This window comes from Aquabacterium soli (assembly GCF_003933735.1).
Taxonomy (GTDB): Bacteria; Pseudomonadota; Gammaproteobacteria; order Burkholderiales; family Burkholderiaceae_C; genus Aquabacterium; species Aquabacterium soli.
In genome coordinates, this window is sequence record NZ_RSED01000008.1 from 187,924 (window position 1) to 204,708 (window position 16,785).

13 protein-coding genes are annotated in these 16,785 nt (G+C 67.8%); 8 read left to right on the forward strand and 5 right to left on the reverse strand.

The genetic code is table 11. The features are described from left to right. The first annotated feature begins 2 nt into the window (after nucleotides 1–2). The 6 genes from guaD to EIP75_RS12205 all read left to right on the forward strand — a co-directional run bounded on the left by guaD (nucleotide 3) and on the right by EIP75_RS12205 (nucleotide 7,392). Nucleotides 3–1,367 carry a guanine deaminase gene (guaD, locus tag EIP75_RS12180; protein WP_199758571.1) on the forward strand — a complete coding sequence of 455 codons (1,365 nt, stop codon included), beginning with the start codon at nucleotides 3–5 and terminating at the stop codon, nucleotides 1,365–1,367. Nucleotides 1,368–1,436: 69 nt separating this feature from the next. Further along, nucleotides 1,437–2,978: an ABC transporter ATP-binding protein gene (locus EIP75_RS12185; RefSeq protein WP_125243529.1), complete on the forward strand. Its 1,542-nt coding sequence runs from the start codon at nucleotides 1,437–1,439 to the stop codon at nucleotides 2,976–2,978. Beyond that, nucleotides 2,965–4,026, forward strand: a complete 1,062-nt coding sequence (locus EIP75_RS12190; RefSeq protein WP_125243530.1) for an ABC transporter permease — start codon at nucleotides 2,965–2,967, stop codon at nucleotides 4,024–4,026. The genes EIP75_RS12185 and EIP75_RS12190 overlap by 14 nt, the downstream gene beginning before the upstream one ends. Then, the gene (locus EIP75_RS12195) at nucleotides 4,023–4,958 is read left to right on the forward strand and encodes an ABC transporter permease (protein WP_125243531.1); all 936 of its coding nucleotides are present in this window, start codon (nucleotides 4,023–4,025) and stop codon (nucleotides 4,956–4,958) included. Before EIP75_RS12190 ends, EIP75_RS12195 begins: the two co-directional genes overlap by 4 nt. A gap of 60 nt (nucleotides 4,959–5,018) precedes the next feature. Then, on the forward strand, nucleotides 5,019–6,191 hold the full coding sequence (locus EIP75_RS12200) for a BMP family ABC transporter substrate-binding protein (RefSeq protein ID WP_125243532.1): 1,173 nt from the start codon (nucleotides 5,019–5,021) through the stop codon (nucleotides 6,189–6,191). A gap of 136 nt (nucleotides 6,192–6,327) precedes the next feature. Beyond that, the gene (locus EIP75_RS12205; RefSeq protein ID WP_125243533.1) at nucleotides 6,328–7,392 is read left to right on the forward strand and encodes an adenosine deaminase; all 1,065 of its coding nucleotides are present in this window, start codon (nucleotides 6,328–6,330) and stop codon (nucleotides 7,390–7,392) included. A 7-nt stretch (nucleotides 7,393–7,399) separates the two neighbouring features. Here the strand turns inward: EIP75_RS12205 and EIP75_RS12210 are convergent, their stop codons facing one another. Next, a complete protein-coding gene (locus EIP75_RS12210) occupies nucleotides 7,400–8,275 on the reverse strand; it encodes a DODA-type extradiol aromatic ring-opening family dioxygenase (RefSeq protein WP_125243534.1) in 876 nt (291 codons plus the stop codon). 227 nt (nucleotides 8,276–8,502) lie between these two features. Between EIP75_RS12210 and EIP75_RS12215 the strand changes: the two genes are divergently transcribed. Beyond that, nucleotides 8,503–11,091: an ABC transporter permease gene (locus EIP75_RS12215; RefSeq protein WP_125243535.1), complete on the forward strand. Its 2,589-nt coding sequence runs from the start codon at nucleotides 8,503–8,505 to the stop codon at nucleotides 11,089–11,091. A 58-nt stretch (nucleotides 11,092–11,149) separates the two neighbouring features. On the opposite strand, the gene EIP75_RS12220 is transcribed toward EIP75_RS12215, so the two are convergent. From EIP75_RS12220 to EIP75_RS12230, 3 genes are all read right to left on the reverse strand, one after another. Beyond that, nucleotides 11,150–11,728, reverse strand: a complete 579-nt coding sequence (locus tag EIP75_RS12220) for a chemotaxis protein CheW (protein ID WP_125243536.1) — start codon at nucleotides 11,726–11,728, stop codon at nucleotides 11,150–11,152. 149 nt (nucleotides 11,729–11,877) lie between these two features. After that, nucleotides 11,878–13,425, reverse strand: a complete 1,548-nt coding sequence (locus tag EIP75_RS12225) for a methyl-accepting chemotaxis protein (protein ID WP_158622833.1) — start codon at nucleotides 13,423–13,425, stop codon at nucleotides 11,878–11,880. A gap of 159 nt (nucleotides 13,426–13,584) precedes the next feature. After that, entirely contained in the window at nucleotides 13,585–14,247 is a 663-nt protein-coding gene (locus EIP75_RS12230; protein ID WP_125243538.1) for a TetR/AcrR family transcriptional regulator, read from the reverse strand. Between the two features lie 92 nt (nucleotides 14,248–14,339). Here EIP75_RS12230 and EIP75_RS12235 point away from each other — a divergent pair, with 92 nt between their 5' ends. Continuing rightward, on the forward strand, nucleotides 14,340–15,761 hold the full coding sequence (locus EIP75_RS12235) for an 8'-apo-carotenoid 13,14-cleaving dioxygenase (RefSeq protein ID WP_125243539.1): 1,422 nt from the start codon (nucleotides 14,340–14,342) through the stop codon (nucleotides 15,759–15,761). Here EIP75_RS12235 and EIP75_RS12240 read toward each other — a convergent pair. Beyond that, complete coding sequence (locus EIP75_RS12240) at nucleotides 15,731–16,672, reverse strand: LysR family transcriptional regulator (protein ID WP_125243540.1); 942 nt, start codon at nucleotides 16,670–16,672, stop codon at nucleotides 15,731–15,733. The two genes, EIP75_RS12235 and EIP75_RS12240, sit on opposite strands and share 31 nt — an antisense overlap. Nucleotides 16,673–16,785 lie beyond the last annotated feature (113 nt).

Consider the following 16,785-nt stretch of genomic DNA (forward strand, 5'->3'; position numbering starts at 1 on the left):
GCATGCCCCAGCCGTCCTCCGCCCCCACCTCCAGCGCCATGCCCGGCGCCGTGTCCAACAGCCCTCGCAGGGTCCTGCGCGGCGATGTCCTGGATTTCACGGCCGACCCTGGTTTCAACCCGCCCGGCGAATCGCCCGGCGTGCGTTTCCGGCCCGACCACCTCGTGCTGATCGAGGGCGAGCGCATCGCCGCCGTGCAACCGGCCGATCAGCCCTTGACCCCCGACTGGCAGATCGCCGAGCAACTGGATCACCGTGGCCGGCTGATCATGCCGGGCTTCATCGACACCCACGTGCACTGCCCGCAGCTGGACGTGATCGCCAGCTACGGCACCGAACTGCTGGACTGGCTCAACACCTACACCTTCCCGGCCGAGCGACGCTACGTGGATGAGTCGGTGGCCGACGAGGGCGCGGAGCGCTTCCTGGAAGCCCTGTGGGCCCATGGCACCACCAGCGCCGTGATCTTCGCGACGGTGCACAAGACCAGCGCCGAGGCCCTGTTCCGCCGGGGCTCCGAGGCCCGCATGCGCCTGGTCACCGGCAAGGTGCTGATGGACCGCCACGCGCCCGACGGCCTGCGCGACGACGTGGCCCAGGCCGAGCGCGATTGCGTGGACCTGATCCAGCGCTGGCATGGCAAGGACCGGCAAAGCTACGCCGTGACCGTGCGCTTCGCGCCGACCAGCACCTCCGAGCAGCTCGTCATGGCCGGTCAACTGGTGCAACACCACCATGGCGTCTACATGCAGACCCACGTGGCCGAGAACCGCGACGAGGTGCGCTGGGTGGCCGAGCTCTTCCCCGATGCACGCAGCTACCTGGACGTGTACGACCGCGACGGCCTGATCGGCCCGCGCGCCGTGCTGGCCCATGGCATCTGGCTGGACGACAACGACCGCGCGGTGCTGCGTGATCATGGCGCGCAGATCGCGCACAGCCCGTCGTCGAACCTGTTCCTGGGCAGCGGCCTGTTCGACTGGCGTCTGGCCGAGCAATCCGGCGTGAACGTGAGCCTGGCCAGCGACGTGGGCGGCGGGACCAGCCTGTCCATGCTGCGCAACATGGCGGACGCCTACAAGATCCAGGCGATGCAGGGCGTGCGCCTGAGTGCCTGGAAGGCGCTGCACACGGCCACGGCCGGCGCAGCGCAGCATTTGGGGCTGCACGATGAAATCGGACGCGTCGAGCCCGGACTGATGGCCGACCTGGCCGTGTGGGACACCGCCGTGGGCCCGGTGGCCCTGCATCGCAATGGCCTGGCCCGGGATTTGCACGAGAGACTCTTTGCCTGGATCACCCTGGGCGACGAGCGCAACCTCGCGGCCACCGTGGTGGCAGGACAACCCCGGTTTGTCCGCCCTTGACGGCCGCGACGCTTGTCGTATCGTGGGCCCCGCAGTCCTGATCCAGCGCACCGAACACAACGCAACACCATGACCTGGCGGCTCGAACTCCAACACATCACCAAGCAGTACCCGGCGGTCAGAGCCAACGACGATGTCAGCCTGAAGGTCGCACCCGGCGAGATCCACGCCGTGCTGGGCGAGAACGGCGCGGGCAAGTCCACGCTGATGAAGATCATCTTCGGCGCCGTCAAGCCCGATGCGGGCGAGATCCTGTTCAACGGTGAGCGCGTGCACATCAAGTCGCCTCAAGAGGCGAGGGCGCTGGGCATCAGCATGGTGTTCCAGCACTTCTCGCTGTTCGACACGCTCACCGCGGCCGAAAACGTGTGGCTGGGCCTTGATAAATCGCTGAGCCTGGCCGAGGTCACCGAGCGCATCAAGAAGGTGTCCAGCGAATACGGGCTGGAGGTCGATCCGCAGCGGCATGTGCATTCGCTGACGGTGGGCGAGCGCCAGCGCATCGAGATCGTCCGCGCGCTGATGACCAACCCGCAGGTGCTGATCCTCGACGAGCCCACCTCGGTGCTCACGCCCCAGGCGGTCGAGAAGCTCTTCGTGACCTTGCGCCAACTGGCCGACAAGGGCTGCTCCATCCTCTACATCAGCCACAAGCTCGACGAGATCCGCGCGCTGTGCCACCGCTGCACCGTGCTGCGCGGCGGCAAGGTCACCGGCGAGGTCGATCCGCGCCAGGAGACCAATGCCAGCCTGTCGCGCCTGATGATCGGCGCCGAACCGCCCGCGCTGGAGCGCCACACGCCCACGCTGGGCGAGGTGGCCCTGCACGTGCGCGCCCTGGACCTGCCGCGGGTAGACCCGTTCGGTGTCAGCCTGCGCGGCATCGACCTGCAGTTGCGCGCCGGCGAGATCGTCGGCATCGCCGGCGTGTCGGGCAACGGGCAGCAGCCCTTCATGGCCGCGCTCAGCGGCGAAGACCCCCGTTGCGCACCCGGCTGCGTCACCCTGTTCGGCGTGGACATCAGCCGTGCCCCGCCCGGCGTGCGCCGCCGCATGGGCCTGCACAGCGTGCCTGAAGAGCGCCTGGGCCGTGGCGCCGTGCCGACCATGTCGCTGGCCCAGAACACCCTGCTCACGCGCAACGACGAGGTCGGCGTGGGTGGCTGGCTGCGCCTGACCGGCATCCAGGCCATGGCCTCGGCGCTGATCGAACGCTACAAGGTCAAGGCCGGCGGCCACCCGGCGTTGGCGCGCAGCCTGTCGGGCGGCAACCTGCAGAAGTTCATCATGGGGCGCGAGATCGATGCGCGCCCGAAGGTGCTGCTGGTGTCCCAGCCCACCTGGGGTGTCGACGTGGGCGCCGCGGCCCAGATCCGCGGCGAGTTGTTGAAGCTGCGCGATGCCGGCTGTGCCGTGCTCGTGGTCAGCGAGGAGCTGGACGAATTGTTCGAGATCTGCGACCGCCTGATGGTCATGGCCCAGGGGCGCCTGTCGCCCAGCATCCCGGCCGCCGAAGCCACCATCGAACGCGTGGGCGCCTGGATGAGCGGCCTGTGGGACACGGATGCTGCAGCAGCGGCCAAGCAGGGGAGCGCGCATGTTCAAGCTTGAACCGCGTCCGGCGCCCTCGAAGGTGCTGACGCTGGCCTCGCCGCTGATCGCGCTGGCGATCACGGTGCTGGTGGGCATCGCCCTGTTCATGTCGCTGGGCAAGGACCCGCTGGCCGGCCTGCAGATGTTCTTTGTCGAACCGCTCAAGAGTGGCTACGCCTTGTCCGAGCTCAGCCTCAAGGCCACGCCGCTGATCCTGATCGCGCTGGGCCTGTCGGTGTGCTTTCGTGCCAACCTGTGGAACATCGGCGCCGAAGGCCAGTTCATCCTCGGCGCGATCTTCGCTGGTGGGGTGGCCATGCGCGCCACGCCCGAGACGGGCCACTGGATCTTCGTGCTCGTGCTGCTGGCCGGCATGGTGGGCGGCATGCTGTGGGCGGCCATCGTGGCCCTGCTGCGTGACCGCTTCAATGCCAGCGAGATCCTGGTCAGCCTGATGCTGGTGTACGTGGCCGAGATGCTGCTGAGCTACCTGGTCTACGGGCCCTGGAAAGACCCTGCGGGCTACAACTTCCCGCAGACCATCACCTTCCTGGATGCCACGCGGGTGCCCAAGCTGGTCCAGGGCTTCCGCCTGAACGTGGGGGTGTTCATCGCGCTGGTGGCGGTGGTGGGCTTCACCATCTTCCTGTTCCGCACCTTCGCCGGCTTCCAGCTGCAGGTGGGTGGCCTGGCACCCGCTGCGGCACGCTATGCGGGCTTCTCGTCGCGCAAGGCGCTGTGGACGGCGCTGCTGCTGTCGGGCGGCATGGCCGGCCTGGCGGGCGCCCTGGACGTGGCCGGGCCGCAAGGCCAACTCACGCCCTATGTGCCGCTGGGCTATGGCTTTGCGGCCATCATCGTCGCCTTCGTGGGACGGCTGCACCCGGTGGGCATAGTGTTCTCGGCGGTGCTGATGAGCATGTTCTACATCGGGGGCGAACTGGCCCAGTCCCGCCTGGGGCTGCCCAAGGCGCTCACGGGGGTCTTCCAGGGCTTGCTGCTCTTCGCGCTGCTGGCCTGCGACACCTTCATCCATCAACGTCTGCGCTGGGTGGCTTCCAAATGACGGGTTTGACTGCGGATTCGTGGGCGCTGCTGATCGCCGCCACGCTCAATGCCGGCACGGTGGTGGCGCTGGCCTCGCTGGGCCTGTTGATCAATGAACGCTCGGGGGTGGTCAACCTGGGCGCGGAAGGCATGATGCTGGTGGCTGCCATCGCGGGCTTCGCCACGGTGGTCCACACCGGCAGCGACTGGGCGGGCTTTGCGGCCGGTGCCCTGGCCGGGGCCGGCATGGCCGCGCTGTTCGGTGTGCTGGTGATCTGGCTCAACACCAACCAGTACGCCACCGGCCTGGCGCTCAGCCTGTTCGGCGCGGGGCTCAGTGCCTTCGCCGGCATCAAGTACACGCAGGAGAAACTGCCCGAGCGGCCGCACTTCGACATCCCGGTGCTGTCGGACATCCCCTTCGTCGGGCCGGCCTTCTTCAAGCACCACCCGCTGGTCTACATCGCCATCGTGCTGGCCATCGGCATGACCTGGTTCCTGATGCGCTCGCGCGCCGGCCTGGTGCTGCGCGCCGTGGGCGAATCACCTGAATCGGCGCATGCGCTGGGCTACCGTGTGCGGCCCATCCGCCTGGCGGCGGTGATGGCCGGTGGCGCGCTGTGCGGCCTGGCCGGGGCCTTCATCTCGCTGTCGTACACGCCGCTGTGGGTCGAGGGCATGGTGGCCGGCAAGGGCTGGATCGCCCTGGCCCTGACCACCTTCGCCACCTGGCGGCCGGCCCGAGTGCTGCTGGGCGCCTACCTGTTCGGCGGCGTGACCATGCTGCAGTTCCAGATGCAGGGGCAGGGCATCCAGATCGCCAGCCAGTGGCTGACCATGCTGCCCTATGTGGCCACCATCGTCGTGCTGGTGCTGATCTCGCGCAATCCGACGTGGATACGCATCAACATGCCTGCCTCACTGGGTAAACCCTTCCATCCTGGCGCATGACGGTGCATCATCGCCGTTGGCGTCCGTCTGTATACACATTTCTACCCCCTTGGAGATGACATGAGCTCTCGTCCGAACCTGTCCAAACGTTCGATGTTGAAGCTGGCCGGCTGGGCCAGCCTGGCCGCCACGGCCGCCCTGGTCGGCTGTGGCAAGAAGGAAGAAGCCGCCGCGCCGGCCGCTTCCGAAGCTTCTGCCGCAGCGCCAGCCGCTGTCGCCGCCAGCGGCCCGCTGAAGATCGCCTTCGCCTACATCGGCCCTGTGGGTGATGCCGGCTGGACCTATGCGCACGACCGCGGCCGCCTGGAAATGGAAAAGGAACTGGGCGACAAGGTCAAGACCACCTTCGTCGAGAAGGTGCCCGAGGGCCCTGAGGCCGAGCGCGTGATCCGCGATCTGGTCGGCCAGGGCAACACCCTGATCTTCGGCACCACCTTCGGCTACATGGAGCCCATGCTCAAGGTGGCTGCCGACAACCCGAACGTGAAGTTCGAGCACGGCACGGGCTACAAGACGGCGCCCAACATGCGCACCTACGATGCCCGCACCTATGAAGGCGCCTACATGGCCGGCGTGATCGCCGGTGGCATCACCAAGTCGAACACCCTGGGTGTCGTGGGCTCGATCCCCATCCCCGAGGTGATCCGCAACATCAACGCCTTCACCCTGGGCGCTCAGAGCGTCAACCCCAAGATCAAGACCAAGGTCGTGTGGGTCAACGCCTGGTTCGATCCTCCCAAGGAAACCGAAGGCGCTCAGAGCCTGCTGAACCAGGGCGCCGACGTGCTGTTCCAGAACACCGACTCCAGCGCCGTGCTGCAGGCCGCTGAAAAGGCCGGCAAGCACGCCTTCGGCTGGGACTCGGACATGAGCAAGTTCGGGCCGAAATCGCACCTGGCCTCGGCCGTGATCAACTGGGGCCCGTACTACACCAAGGCCGCCAAGGACGCGCTGGAAGGCACCTGGCAGACCGGTGGCGTGTGGTGGGGCGTGAAGGAAGGCGCCATCGACCTGGTGTCCATCTCCGACGCCGTGCCGGGCGAACTCAAGGCCAAGGTGGAAACCGTCAAGAATGGCCTGAAGGACGGCAGCTTCGTGATCTGGAAGGGCCCGATCGTGGGCCAGGACGGCAAGGAAGTCGTGGCCAAGGACACCGTGGCCGATGACAAGTTCCTGGGCGGCATCAACTTCTACGTCAAGGGCGTGGAAGGCTCGGTGCCTTCGGGCAAGTGATGAAGGGCATCACGCCGCCACGGTGAATCCTCGCCGCGCGTGATGTCAAAGGCCGCCGCTGATCCCGGCGGCCTTTTGTTTTGATCGATGATGGTTTCCCGTTCCCCCTGATCGTGATTGAAAGAGAGCCTCCCCCATGAGCGCCGCCACCGTGTCCCCCATGCCCGTCGCCGGCATCCCCGCCGCGCGCCTGCCCGAGCTGCTCCAGGCCATGCCCAAGGCCGAGCTGCACATGCACATCGAGGGCTCGCTCGAGCCCGAGCTGATCTTCGCGCTGGCCCAGCGCAATGGCGTGGCGCTGAGCTACCCGAGCGTCGAGGACCTGCGCAAGGCCTACGCCTTCACGGATCTGCAGAGCTTCCTGGACATCTACTACGCCGGTGCCTCGGTGCTGCTGAAAGAGGATGATTTCCACGACATGGCCTGGGCCTACCTGCTCAAGGCGCAAGAGGACAACATCCGCCACACCGAGTTGTTCTTCGATCCGCAGACGCACACCGACCGGGGCGTGCCCTTCGAGGTGGTGATCAAGGGCCTGAGCCGTGCCTGTGCACGTGCCAAGACCGAGCTGGGCGTGAGCGCCTCGCTGATCATGTGCTTCCTGCGGCATCTGTCGGAAGAGTCCGCCTTCGAGACGCTGCAAGCCTCGCTGCCCTACCGTGAGCACTTCATCGGTGTCGGCCTGGATTCGGGTGAGCGTGGCAACCCGCCCGAGAAGTTCGCGCGCGTGTTCGCCAAGTGCCGCGAGCTGGGCCTGCACCTGGTGGCGCATGCGGGTGAGGAAGGCCCGGCCGCCTACATCGTCGATGCGCTGGACGTGCTGCACGCCGAACGCATCGACCACGGCGTGCGCTGCGTCGAAGACCCGGCCCTGGTGGAACGCCTGGCGAAGCAGGGCACCGCGCTGACCGTGTGCCCGCTGTCCAACATCAAGCTGTGCGTGTTCGACAAGATGGATGCGCACAACCTGGGACACCTGCTGGAGCAGGGCCTGAAGGTGACGATCAATTCGGACGACCCGGCCTACTTCGGCGGCTACCTGAACCAGAACTTCCTGGAGACCTTCGAGGCGCTGGACCTGGATGCGCAGGCAGCCTACACACTGGCGCGCAACAGCTTCGAGGCCAGCTTCGTATCTGAAGCGGACAAGGCCCGCTGGATCGCGGAGCTGGACGACACCTTCCGGCGTTTCGCGCAGTGAGCGTGGCTCAGGTGCTGGCCGATGCGGCCAGCGTGTGCGCCAGCGCACCGGCGCCCGGCCCGAAAGCGTAGGCGTCCAGCGCCAGGCAGCCGAACTCCACGGCCTGGTGCAGGCGCACGGCGGCTCCGGGCTCGGCTTGGGCCTGTGTGGCACCCATGCCCGCGGCCAGGTAGAAGGGCCGCCAGTGCTCGTCGGTCGGGTGCATCTCGACGGCGTACGGGGCCAGGCGACGGTAATCCCACAGCGCCGGCCAGTCGCCGGCCGTGGCGTGCTGGAACACCCATTGGCGGAAGGCCGCGCTCTCCGGGTCTTCGGGCAGGTTGACCAGGCCCGCCTGCAGCCGGCCGCTCTGGAACACCCGCCGCAGGTTGTGCGTGAGGCTGCCCGTGCCGATCACCTGGATGTCGGGCGGCAGGCCCTTCAAGGCCTGGCCCATGCGCCACAGCGATTCGGGCGTGGCGGTGGCCGGCAGGCTCAGCGGCACCACGGGGATGTCGGCCTGAGGCCAAAGGTGCATCAGCGCTGTCCAGATGCCGTGGTCCAGGCCACCCTCATCCAGCACGGGCACGTCGAATCCTGCCTGGGCCAGGCAGGCCTGTGCCTGCTTCGCAAGCAAGGGATCGCCCGGCGCGTCATAGCGCAGCTCGTAGAGCGCGGGTGGGAATCCGCCGAAATCATGGATGGTGTGGTGGCGGGCCGAGCCCAGCAGCACTGCACCGCGGGCCATCGTGTGGGCGCTCATCACCAGCACGGCGCGGGGCCGTCCGGCGGTGCGCTCGATGGCCGGGCCCAGGGCTTTGAGGAAGTCCTGCGTGGGGCTGGGCTCGATGGCGATCATCGGTGAGCCGTGCGACAGGTACAGCGGGGAGAAGGGCGTGGCCATGGCATGGGCGCGTGAGGGTACGACGCCTCCACGATAGCAGCGCAGGTTCGATCATGCTGGCGCCGGGGCATCCGCGATGGCGCCCCGCGAGGCCGTGATGCTGTCCCAAATCCGTGCGCGGCCGCAGGCCTTGCTGCGCCACGTTGGTGGAAAACCCCTCGCCAGGGCTTACCCTTGCGGATCGCGCGGCTGCTTCGCGCATGTGTCCATCGTTCAAGGCTGCACAGATGAAATCGTGGGTATGGCAACAGATATGGCGTGACTTGCGTTCGGGCACCCTGCGTTGGCTGCTGCTGGCGGTGGCGCTGGCCGTGGCGGCGCTGGCGTCGGTGGGCCTGTTCGCAGACCGCATCGAGCGTGGCCTGCACCGCGATGCCGCGCAACTGATCGGCGGTGATGCGGTGGTGCTGGGAGATCAGCCCGTGCCCGATGCCCTGGTCGAGCTGGCCAAGGCGCAAGGCCTGCGTACCGCGCGCACGGCCGTGTTTCCCAGCATGGCCCGCGCCACGGACGAGCAGGGCGGCGAGACCCGACTGGTGGCCGTGAAGGCGGTCGATGGGCCCTACCCACTGCGTGGCCGGCTGACGCTGGGCCGGTGGACCGGCGGTGTGGTCGAGCCGGGCGATGCGGCGCCCGCCGGTGGACCGGCACGGGGCACGGTGTGGGTCGAGGCCGGTGTGTTGCAGGGCCTGGGCCTGAAGGTGGGCGATGCCTTGCTGCTGGGCGATGCCAGCTTCCGCATTGCCGCGGTGATCGCCGCAGAACCCGACCGTGGCAGCGGCTTCGTGAGCTTCTCGCCGCGCGTGATGCTGCCCTGGGCCGACCTGCCTTCCACGGGACTGATCCAGCCGGCCAGCCGAGTGACCTGGCGCCTGCAGGTGGCCGGTGTTGCCCGCGCAGGGGATGCGGCCTACGACGGCGTCGCCCCACGCTCTCAGGAGCGCGCCACCAGCGATGCCACCATGGCCCGCTTCACGGCCCAGGCCCGTGAAGAGGCCAACAAGACCCGTGGCGTGCGCGTCGAGACGCTGGACGACGGTCGCCCGGAGATGCGCTCCACCATCGACCGTGCTGGCCTGTTCCTGCGGCTGGTGGCCTTGCTGGCCGCGCTGATGGCCGCGGTGGTGGTGGCCATGGTCTCGCGCGATTTCGCGATGCGCCGGCTGGACGATTGCGCGCTGCTGCGCGTGCTGGGGGTGTCCCAGCGCGACATGATGAAGGCCTATGCGCTCGAACTGCTGGTGGTGGGGCTGCTGGCCTCGCTGCTGGGGCTGGCCGTGGGCGGGGCCTTCCACCAGGTGTTCGTGTGGCTGCTGTCCGATCTGGTGAAGGTGGAGCTGCCGCCGCCAGGCTTGTGGCCGGCCCTGCTGGCCCTGGGTGTGGGCCTGGCGCTGACCATGGGCTTCGGCCTGCCGCCGCTGCTGCAACTGGCCCAGGTGCCGGCCTTGCGCGTGCTTCGGCGCGAGCTGGGCACGCCCAAGGCCGCGTCGGTGGGCGTGATGGTGGGCGGGGTGCTGGCCATGGTCGTGCTGCTGGCCCTGGTGGTGCGCGATGCGCTGATGGCCTCCATTGCCCTGGGCGGTGTGCTGGCGGCCGTGCTGGTGCTGTCATTGGTGGCAGGCCTGGTGCTGTGGGCGCTGCGGCGCTGGCTGGAGCGGCCTTCGGCCGCGAACTTGCCCGTGGTGTGGCGCCAGGCCATCCGGTCGCTGGTGGCACAACCCGCGGCCACGATCACCCAGGTGTCGGCGCTGTCGCTGGGCCTTTTGGCCGTGTTCCTGCTGATCCTGATCCGCACGGACCTGATCGCCAGCTGGCGCAATGCCACGCCGCCGGACGCGCCCAACCGCTTCGTCATCAACATCCAGCCGGACCAGACCGAGGCCTTCCGCCAGACGCTGCGCCAGGGCGGTGTCGAGCGCTTCGACTGGTACCCGATGGTGCGCGCGCGCCTGGTGGGCATCAACGGCAAGGGCGTGCGCCCGGAGGACTACACCGAAGACCGGGCCAGGCGCCTGGTCGACCGCGAGTTCAACCTGAGCTATGCCACCCAGGCCCCGGGCCACAACGAGGTGGTGGCCGGCACTTTCCGCAGCACGCCCACCGGGGCGGGCGAGATGAGCGTGGAAGAGGGCATCGCCAAGACCCTGGGCCTGAAGCTGGGCGACCGGCTGCTGTTCGATGTGGGCGGCCAGCAGTCCGAATCGCGCATCACCAGCCTGCGCAAGGTCGACTGGGGATCGATGCGGGTGAACTTCTTCGTGATGGCGCCGGTGGCCGACATGCCCGAATGGCCGGCCACCTTCATCTCGGCCTTCCGCGTGCCGGAGGGCAGTGCGCTCGACCGGGCGCTGGTGAACCAGTTCCCCAACGTGACGGTGGTGGACGTGACCATGTCCATCGGCCAGGTGCAGCGCGTGCTGGACCAGGTGATCCGCGCGGTAGAGTTCCTGTTCCTGTTCACGCTCACCGCCGGGGTGCTGGTGTTGCTGGCCGGGCTGTGGTCCTCACGTGAGCGGCGCGCGGGCGACTGGGCCGTGATGCGGGCGCTGGGCGCCAGCCGGGAGCACCTGGCCCGCGTGCAGCGTGTGGAGCTGGCCAGCCAGGGCCTGCTGGCCGGCGGCATGGCCTCGCTGGCCGCGCTGGCCATCGGCGGCGCGCTGGCCTTCAAGGTGTTCGATTTTCCGTGGGCGCCGCCCTGGTGGGGGCCGCTGGGCGGTGCCGCCGTGGGCGCGCTGCTGGTGATGCTGGCCGGGTGGTGGAGCCTGCGGGGCCTGCTCAACCGACCAGTGCTGGCCACCTTGCGCCGGGCCGATTGACGCAAAAAAGCCGCCCGGCGTGCGCGGGGCGGCTGGTCGGCGGTGAAGCCGCTCTGGCTCAGTGCTCTGCCAGGCTGTTGATCAGCCCCATTTCAGAGCTGCTCATCAGCGATTCAATGTCCATCAGGATCAGCAGGCGGTCGCTGACATTGGCGATGCCGGTGATGTAGGACGTGTCCACGGCGCTGGCGCTCATTTCGGGCGCGGGCTGGATGGCCTGGTCGTTGAGCTGCATCACGTCGCTCACCGAATCGACCACGGCACCGACGACGCGGCCCTTGACGTTCAGCACGATGACGACGGTGAAGCTGTTGATCTCGGCCTCACCCTGCTCGTTGAGGCAGTTGAACTTCACGCGCAGATCGACGATGGGCACGATCACGCCACGCAGGTTCACGACGCCCTTGAGGTAGGAGGGTGCGTTGGCGATCTTGGTGGGCGGCTCGTAGGAGCGGATCTCTTGCACCTTCAGGATGTCGATGCCGTATTCCTCGCTGCCCAGGCGGAAGGTCAGGAACTCGCGGCCGGAGTTGGCCTGGCGGGTGGACTGCTTGGGCGTGAGGCCCTTGGGGCCGAAGCCGGAAAGGCCGGAGGCGGCGCGGGGTGCGCTGGCTGGGGTCTCTTGTGCGGTGTCCATGAGGGAAGGCCTCGTGTTGGGGTGATGTGAAGGGCCGTCAACAGGGCGCGGCCGACCCGTGTGAAACGCCCGCCACGGGCACCCTGGGGGCGCCGGCGGCAGGCTCTGATCTGACTATCGGACGGCGCCTGGAAAACTGAAGGCCCGTTTCACAGCGCGAAAGAAGAGATGGAGCGGCTGAGCCGTTCGGCCTGTTCCCTCAGGCTGGCGGCCGCGGCGGCGGACTCTTCCACCAGGGCGGCGTTCTGCTGCGTCGTCTGGTCGAGCTCGTTCACAGCCTGGTTGACCTGGCCGATGCCCTGGCTCTGCTCGTTCGACGAGGTGGTGATCTCCGTGATGATCTTGCTCACGTGCTCCACGCTGCTCATGATCTCGTGCATGGCGGCGCCGGCGTCGTTCACCAGGCGGGTGCCGGAGTCGACCTTCTCGCCCGAGGCGCTGATCAGCGTCTTGATCTCCTTGGCGGCGTTGGCACTGCGCTGGGCCAGCGAGCGCACCTCGCCCGCCACCACGGCGAAGCCACGGCCCTGCTCACCCGCGCGGGCGGCTTCCACCGCGGCATTGAGCGCCAGGATGTTGGTCTGGAAGGCGATGCCGTCGATCACGCCGATGATTTCGGTGATGCGGCGGCTGGCGCCATCGATTTCGCCCATGCTGGTGACCACTTCGTCCATCAGGCTGCTGCCACGGCGCGCGGCGTCTGCGGCCTGTCCGGCCAACTGGTTGGCCTGGCCGGCCGCCTGGGCGCTTTGCTGCACCGTGCCGGTCAACTGGTCCATGGAACTGGCGGTCTGCTGCAGGCTGGAGGCGGTGCTCTCGGTGCGGCTGGACAGGTCCATGTTGCCGCTGGCGATCTCGCTGGAGGCCGTCGAGATGGATTCGGCCGATTCGCGCACCTCGCCCACCAGGATGCGCAGGGCGCCCTGCATCTCGCCCAGGCTGCGCAGCAGCTGGGCAGCCTCGTCTTGGCCACTGGCATCGACGCGGTTGTCCAGGTGGCCCTGGGCAATTCGGGTGGCCAGCGACTGGGCCTCCAGGATGGGGCGGCAGATCGACACCTGGTTGAGCAGGGTCAGGGGCACCACGACGACCACGGCCACCACCACGGCCGCGACGAACAGTGCCTCGGTGAGCTTGACGGCGGCCTGCTGCTCGGTGAGGGCCTCGTTGGCCTCGTCCTGCAGCACCTTTTCGATGTCGGCGACCATGGTGTCCAGGCCGTCGGCCTTCTGAACCGCGTCCTTGAGGCGGGCGATCGCATCGGCGGCGCTCAGCGCACCGCTGGACAGCTCTGCCTGCACCCCTTCGATGGCCTGCTGGTAGGCGGCGATGTGGGGCGCGCTGGCCCGCAGGATGGGGTTGTCGTCGTCCTCTTCGCCCTGGAGCATCTGGGCCGACAGGGCCTGCAGCTGCTTGCCGGATTCACGCCAGGCCTGGAGCGAGCGCTGCACCTCGTCCGCGCGGCCCGACATCATCAGCATCTGCTTTTCGTGCCGACGCATCTGTCCGATCACCTCGCGCAGCTGCGACAGTGTCTGCGTCTCCGCGAAAGCATGGTGTCTGAAGTCGTCGCTCAGGTGCTGAATCCTGAACATGCCGTACAGGCCGGCACCGCCCACCATCGAGAGCAGCAAGAGCACTGTCACGATGGCGCCCTGCATGCGCAGGCGGATCGTGAAGCGTCGCATCAATTCCATCACAAACATGGTTGTATCCCCGGGGCACAGGGCCCCCGTCATCGTCCGCGCCTAGCCGCCGAACGCTGCCTGCTTTTCGACCTGTGGGAGCGCGACTTGAGCGGCGCAGCGGGCCACCCATTGAAATGAGGATGAAATCGGCCGGGGAGATGATGCAGATCAAGCCGATGCGGTCATGGCGGGCAGGGCGGCGGCGCCCATCTGGTCGATCAGGATGTCGACCAGAGTGTCGATGTCCTCGCCGAACTTGTCCAGTTGCCCGTCGAGAACAAGGTGACTCAGGCCATGCACGAAGCTCCAGGCTGCCAGAGCACGCAGCCTGACGGCAGGGTGGTCGGGCGGCAACTGGGCATGGCTGGCCGCCAGCCCCATCAGCCCCGAGAAGGCGGCTTCCGAGGCGTCGATCAACTCGGCGCTGCGCCCTTCAGCCGGAAAGCGCGCGAACATCAACTGGAACAGGGCCGTGTGCGCGCGGGCAAAGCGAACGTAGGCCTGCCCGCTGCGCTGGAACATGGCGCGCGGGCTGTTGTCACCATGGACCACGGCATCGACCTGCGCCTGCGAAAACCGGCGGAACCCTTCGGCTGCCAGGGCCATCAGCAGGGCTTCCTTGTCAGCGAAATGGCGGTAGGCGGCATTGGCCGACACGCCCACCTGGCGCGCCAGGTCGCGCAGGCTGAGTTCGTGCGCTGGCCTGCTCTGCAAGGCCTGCAGGCCGGCGTCGATCAATGCGGCCCGCAGGTTGCCGTGGTGGTAGGCGCCGGCAGGAGCGGGCTTTTCGACAGGGGGCTCGGCCAGGGGTGAGACAGCTTGGTTTGTCATGTTGACAACGTATACATTGCGGGACTACAGTGTTGTCACTGTACACATCCGTGTCCTTCAGGTCACGCTTCCACTTTCAGGAGACCGCGCCCATGTCACGCAACCTTGCCGAACGCACTGTGGGATGGATCAGCCGCTGGGCGCGCCAGCGCCAGCCCTACCAGGCCTCCAACATCTACCTGGAAGGCCCTTTCGCGCCCGTGCATGACGAAGTGACCGAGACCCAACTGAGGATCACGGGCGAGCTGCCTCGCGAACTCAACGGCCTGTATGCCCGCATCGGCCCCAATCCCACGCATGTGGACAACCCCGGCCTGTACCACTGGTTCGCGGGCGACGGCATGGTGCACGGCCTGCGTCTGGCCGAAGGCCAGGCCCTGTGGTACCGCAACCGCTGGATCGGCAGCAACAGCGTGCGCCGTGCGCAGGGCAAACCCGTGGCGCCGGGCCCTCGCCGTGGCGTGTCCGACGTGGTCAACACCAATGTGTTCGGCCATGCAGGGCGGGTGTGGGCCTCCGTCGAAGCCGGCATGCTGCCCGTGCAGCTTGATGATCAGCTGGAGACCGTGCGCCACGGCTACTTCGACAGCGAAGTGTCGCGCGCCTTCAGCGCCCATCCGCACCGCGATCCGGACACCGGCTCCCTGCACGCCGTCTGCTACGACGCGCTGGACCAGCGCCGCGTGCACCACGTCGAGATCGACGCCACGGGCCGTGTGGCCCGCCTGGTCGACATCCCCGTGAGCCACGGGCCCATGGTGCACGACTGCGCCATCACGCGCAGCCAGGTGGTGGTGCTGGACCTGCCCGTCACCTTCTCCCTGGGGCGCGTGCTGCGCGGCAACAGCATGCCCTACGCCTGGAACGACCGGCATGCGGCGCGCGTGGGTCTGCTGCCACTGAAGGGCGACACCTCGTCGCGTGACATCCGCTGGTTCAATGTCGAGCCGTGCTTTGTCTTTCACACCTGCAACGCGCAGGACACGGCCGATGGCGGCGTGCTGCTCGACGTGGTGGTGCACCACCGCATGTTCGACCGTTCAAGCGTGGGTCCCGAGACCGACCAGCAACGCATCACCTTCGAGCGCTGGACGCTCAGCCCCCACCGCAGCGATGTGGTGCGCGAGGTGGTGGCCGAGGGCCAGCAGGAGTTCCCCCGCTTTGATGAACGCCTGACCGGCCGCTCCTACCGCCACGCCTACACCGTGGGCTTCAGCTTCGATTTCGCGAAACAGCAGCAACTGCACGCCTATGACCTGGCCACGGGCCGCCATGCCGTGCACAACTTCGGCCTGGGCCGAGTGCCTGGTGAAGCGGTGTTCGTGCCCCGCACGCCCGATGCCGCCGAGAACGATGGCTGGCTGGTGTGTTACGTGAGCGACATGAACACGGGCTTGAGTGATTTCGTGGTGCTCAATGCGGCCGACGTGTCCGGTCCGCCACAGGCCGTGGTGCACCTGCCGGCGCGCGTGCCGCTCGGCTTTCACGGCAACTGGATCCCTGATCCGGCCTGAGCGCGAGGCATGGCCCCGGCCACGGCCTCGCAACGCTGCCTGAGCAACTGGTGCAGCAACTGCACCGCCGGCGAGAACTGCTGGCGGTGCGGGCACACCAGGTGCAGCGGCGTGTGTTCCCCGGTCAGTTGGGGCAGCAGTGTCACCAGGCGCCCGGTGCGCACGTGTTCGGCCACGTCCAGCCACGATTTGTAGACGATGCCTTCGCCTTCCAGTGCCAGCCGGTGCACCACATCCGCATCGTCGCTTTGCAGCGGGCCGCGCACGTGCGCCACCACGCGCTGTTCACCCTGGTGGAAGGCCCACTTGTCGTAGACGCGCCCGCCCAGCAAGTAGGTCAGGCAATCATGCCGCGACAGATCGGCCAGGGTCTCGGGCCGGCCATGGCGCTCCAGGTAACCCGGCGAGGCGACCAGCACACGGCGGTTGTCGGGCGCCAGCGGCAGCGCCACATAGCTCGCATCCTGCGGCGTGCCATAGCGGATGGCCACATCCACCGGTTCGCGGAAAACATCGGCCACGCGGTCTGACAGGAACAGGCGCAGCGTCAGCTGGGGATGCTGCCTGCGAAAGGCCGTGAACCAGGGCAGCAGCACATTGCGCCCCAGATCCGATGGCGCGGCGATCTGCAGCAGCCCGCGCAACTCGCTGCGCTCTTCATGCAGTTGCGCGTGCCCTTCCTTCAAGGCCTGCAGCACCTGCCGGGCGTAGGGCAGGTAGCGCTCACCCTCGGCCGTGAGGCGCAGGCTGCGGGTGGAGCGGGCGAACAGTCGGATCTCCAGTTCGCGCTCCAGCCGCTTGATGGCCGCGCTGACCTGGCCTGGCAACAGGCCCGCCTCGCGGGCCGCCTCGGAAAAGCCCCCCAGCACCGCCGAGCGCACGAACAGGGCCAGATCGTCCACGCGGACCATTTTCACTCCAGCAGAGAAAGTGTTGATTGATTTTGCATCTTTTCAACAGGTATGGGCGGGCGGATCATGAAGGCATACCAAGCGACACCACAACACAGCCACCGGACACCACC

What these genes read in the sequence shown, in the direction of transcription:
- guaD (WP_199758571.1), top strand. Translation starts at nt 3, where the DNA reads ATGCCCCAGCCGTCCTCCGCCCCCACCTCCAGCGCCATGCCCGGCGCC.
- EIP75_RS12185 (WP_125243529.1), top strand. Translation starts at nt 1,437, where the DNA reads ATGACCTGGCGGCTCGAACTCCAACACATCACCAAGCAGTACCCGGCG.
- EIP75_RS12190 (WP_125243530.1), top strand. Translation starts at nt 2,965, where the DNA reads ATGTTCAAGCTTGAACCGCGTCCGGCGCCCTCGAAGGTGCTGACGCTG.
- EIP75_RS12195 (WP_125243531.1), top strand. Translation starts at nt 4,023, where the DNA reads ATGACGGGTTTGACTGCGGATTCGTGGGCGCTGCTGATCGCCGCCACG.
- EIP75_RS12200 (WP_125243532.1), top strand. Translation starts at nt 5,019, where the DNA reads ATGAGCTCTCGTCCGAACCTGTCCAAACGTTCGATGTTGAAGCTGGCC.
- EIP75_RS12205 (WP_125243533.1), top strand. Translation starts at nt 6,328, where the DNA reads ATGAGCGCCGCCACCGTGTCCCCCATGCCCGTCGCCGGCATCCCCGCC.
- EIP75_RS12210 (WP_125243534.1), bottom strand. Translation starts at nt 8,275, where the DNA reads ATGGCCACGCCCTTCTCCCCGCTGTACCTGTCGCACGGCTCACCGATG.
- EIP75_RS12215 (WP_125243535.1), top strand. Translation starts at nt 8,503, where the DNA reads ATGAAATCGTGGGTATGGCAACAGATATGGCGTGACTTGCGTTCGGGC.
- EIP75_RS12220 (WP_125243536.1), bottom strand. Translation starts at nt 11,728, where the DNA reads ATGGACACCGCACAAGAGACCCCAGCCAGCGCACCCCGCGCCGCCTCC.
- EIP75_RS12225 (WP_158622833.1), bottom strand. Translation starts at nt 13,425, where the DNA reads ATGGAATTGATGCGACGCTTCACGATCCGCCTGCGCATGCAGGGCGCC.
- EIP75_RS12230 (WP_125243538.1), bottom strand. Translation starts at nt 14,247, where the DNA reads ATGACAAACCAAGCTGTCTCACCCCTGGCCGAGCCCCCTGTCGAAAAG.
- EIP75_RS12235 (WP_125243539.1), top strand. Translation starts at nt 14,340, where the DNA reads ATGTCACGCAACCTTGCCGAACGCACTGTGGGATGGATCAGCCGCTGG.
- EIP75_RS12240 (WP_125243540.1), bottom strand. Translation starts at nt 16,672, where the DNA reads ATGGTCCGCGTGGACGATCTGGCCCTGTTCGTGCGCTCGGCGGTGCTG.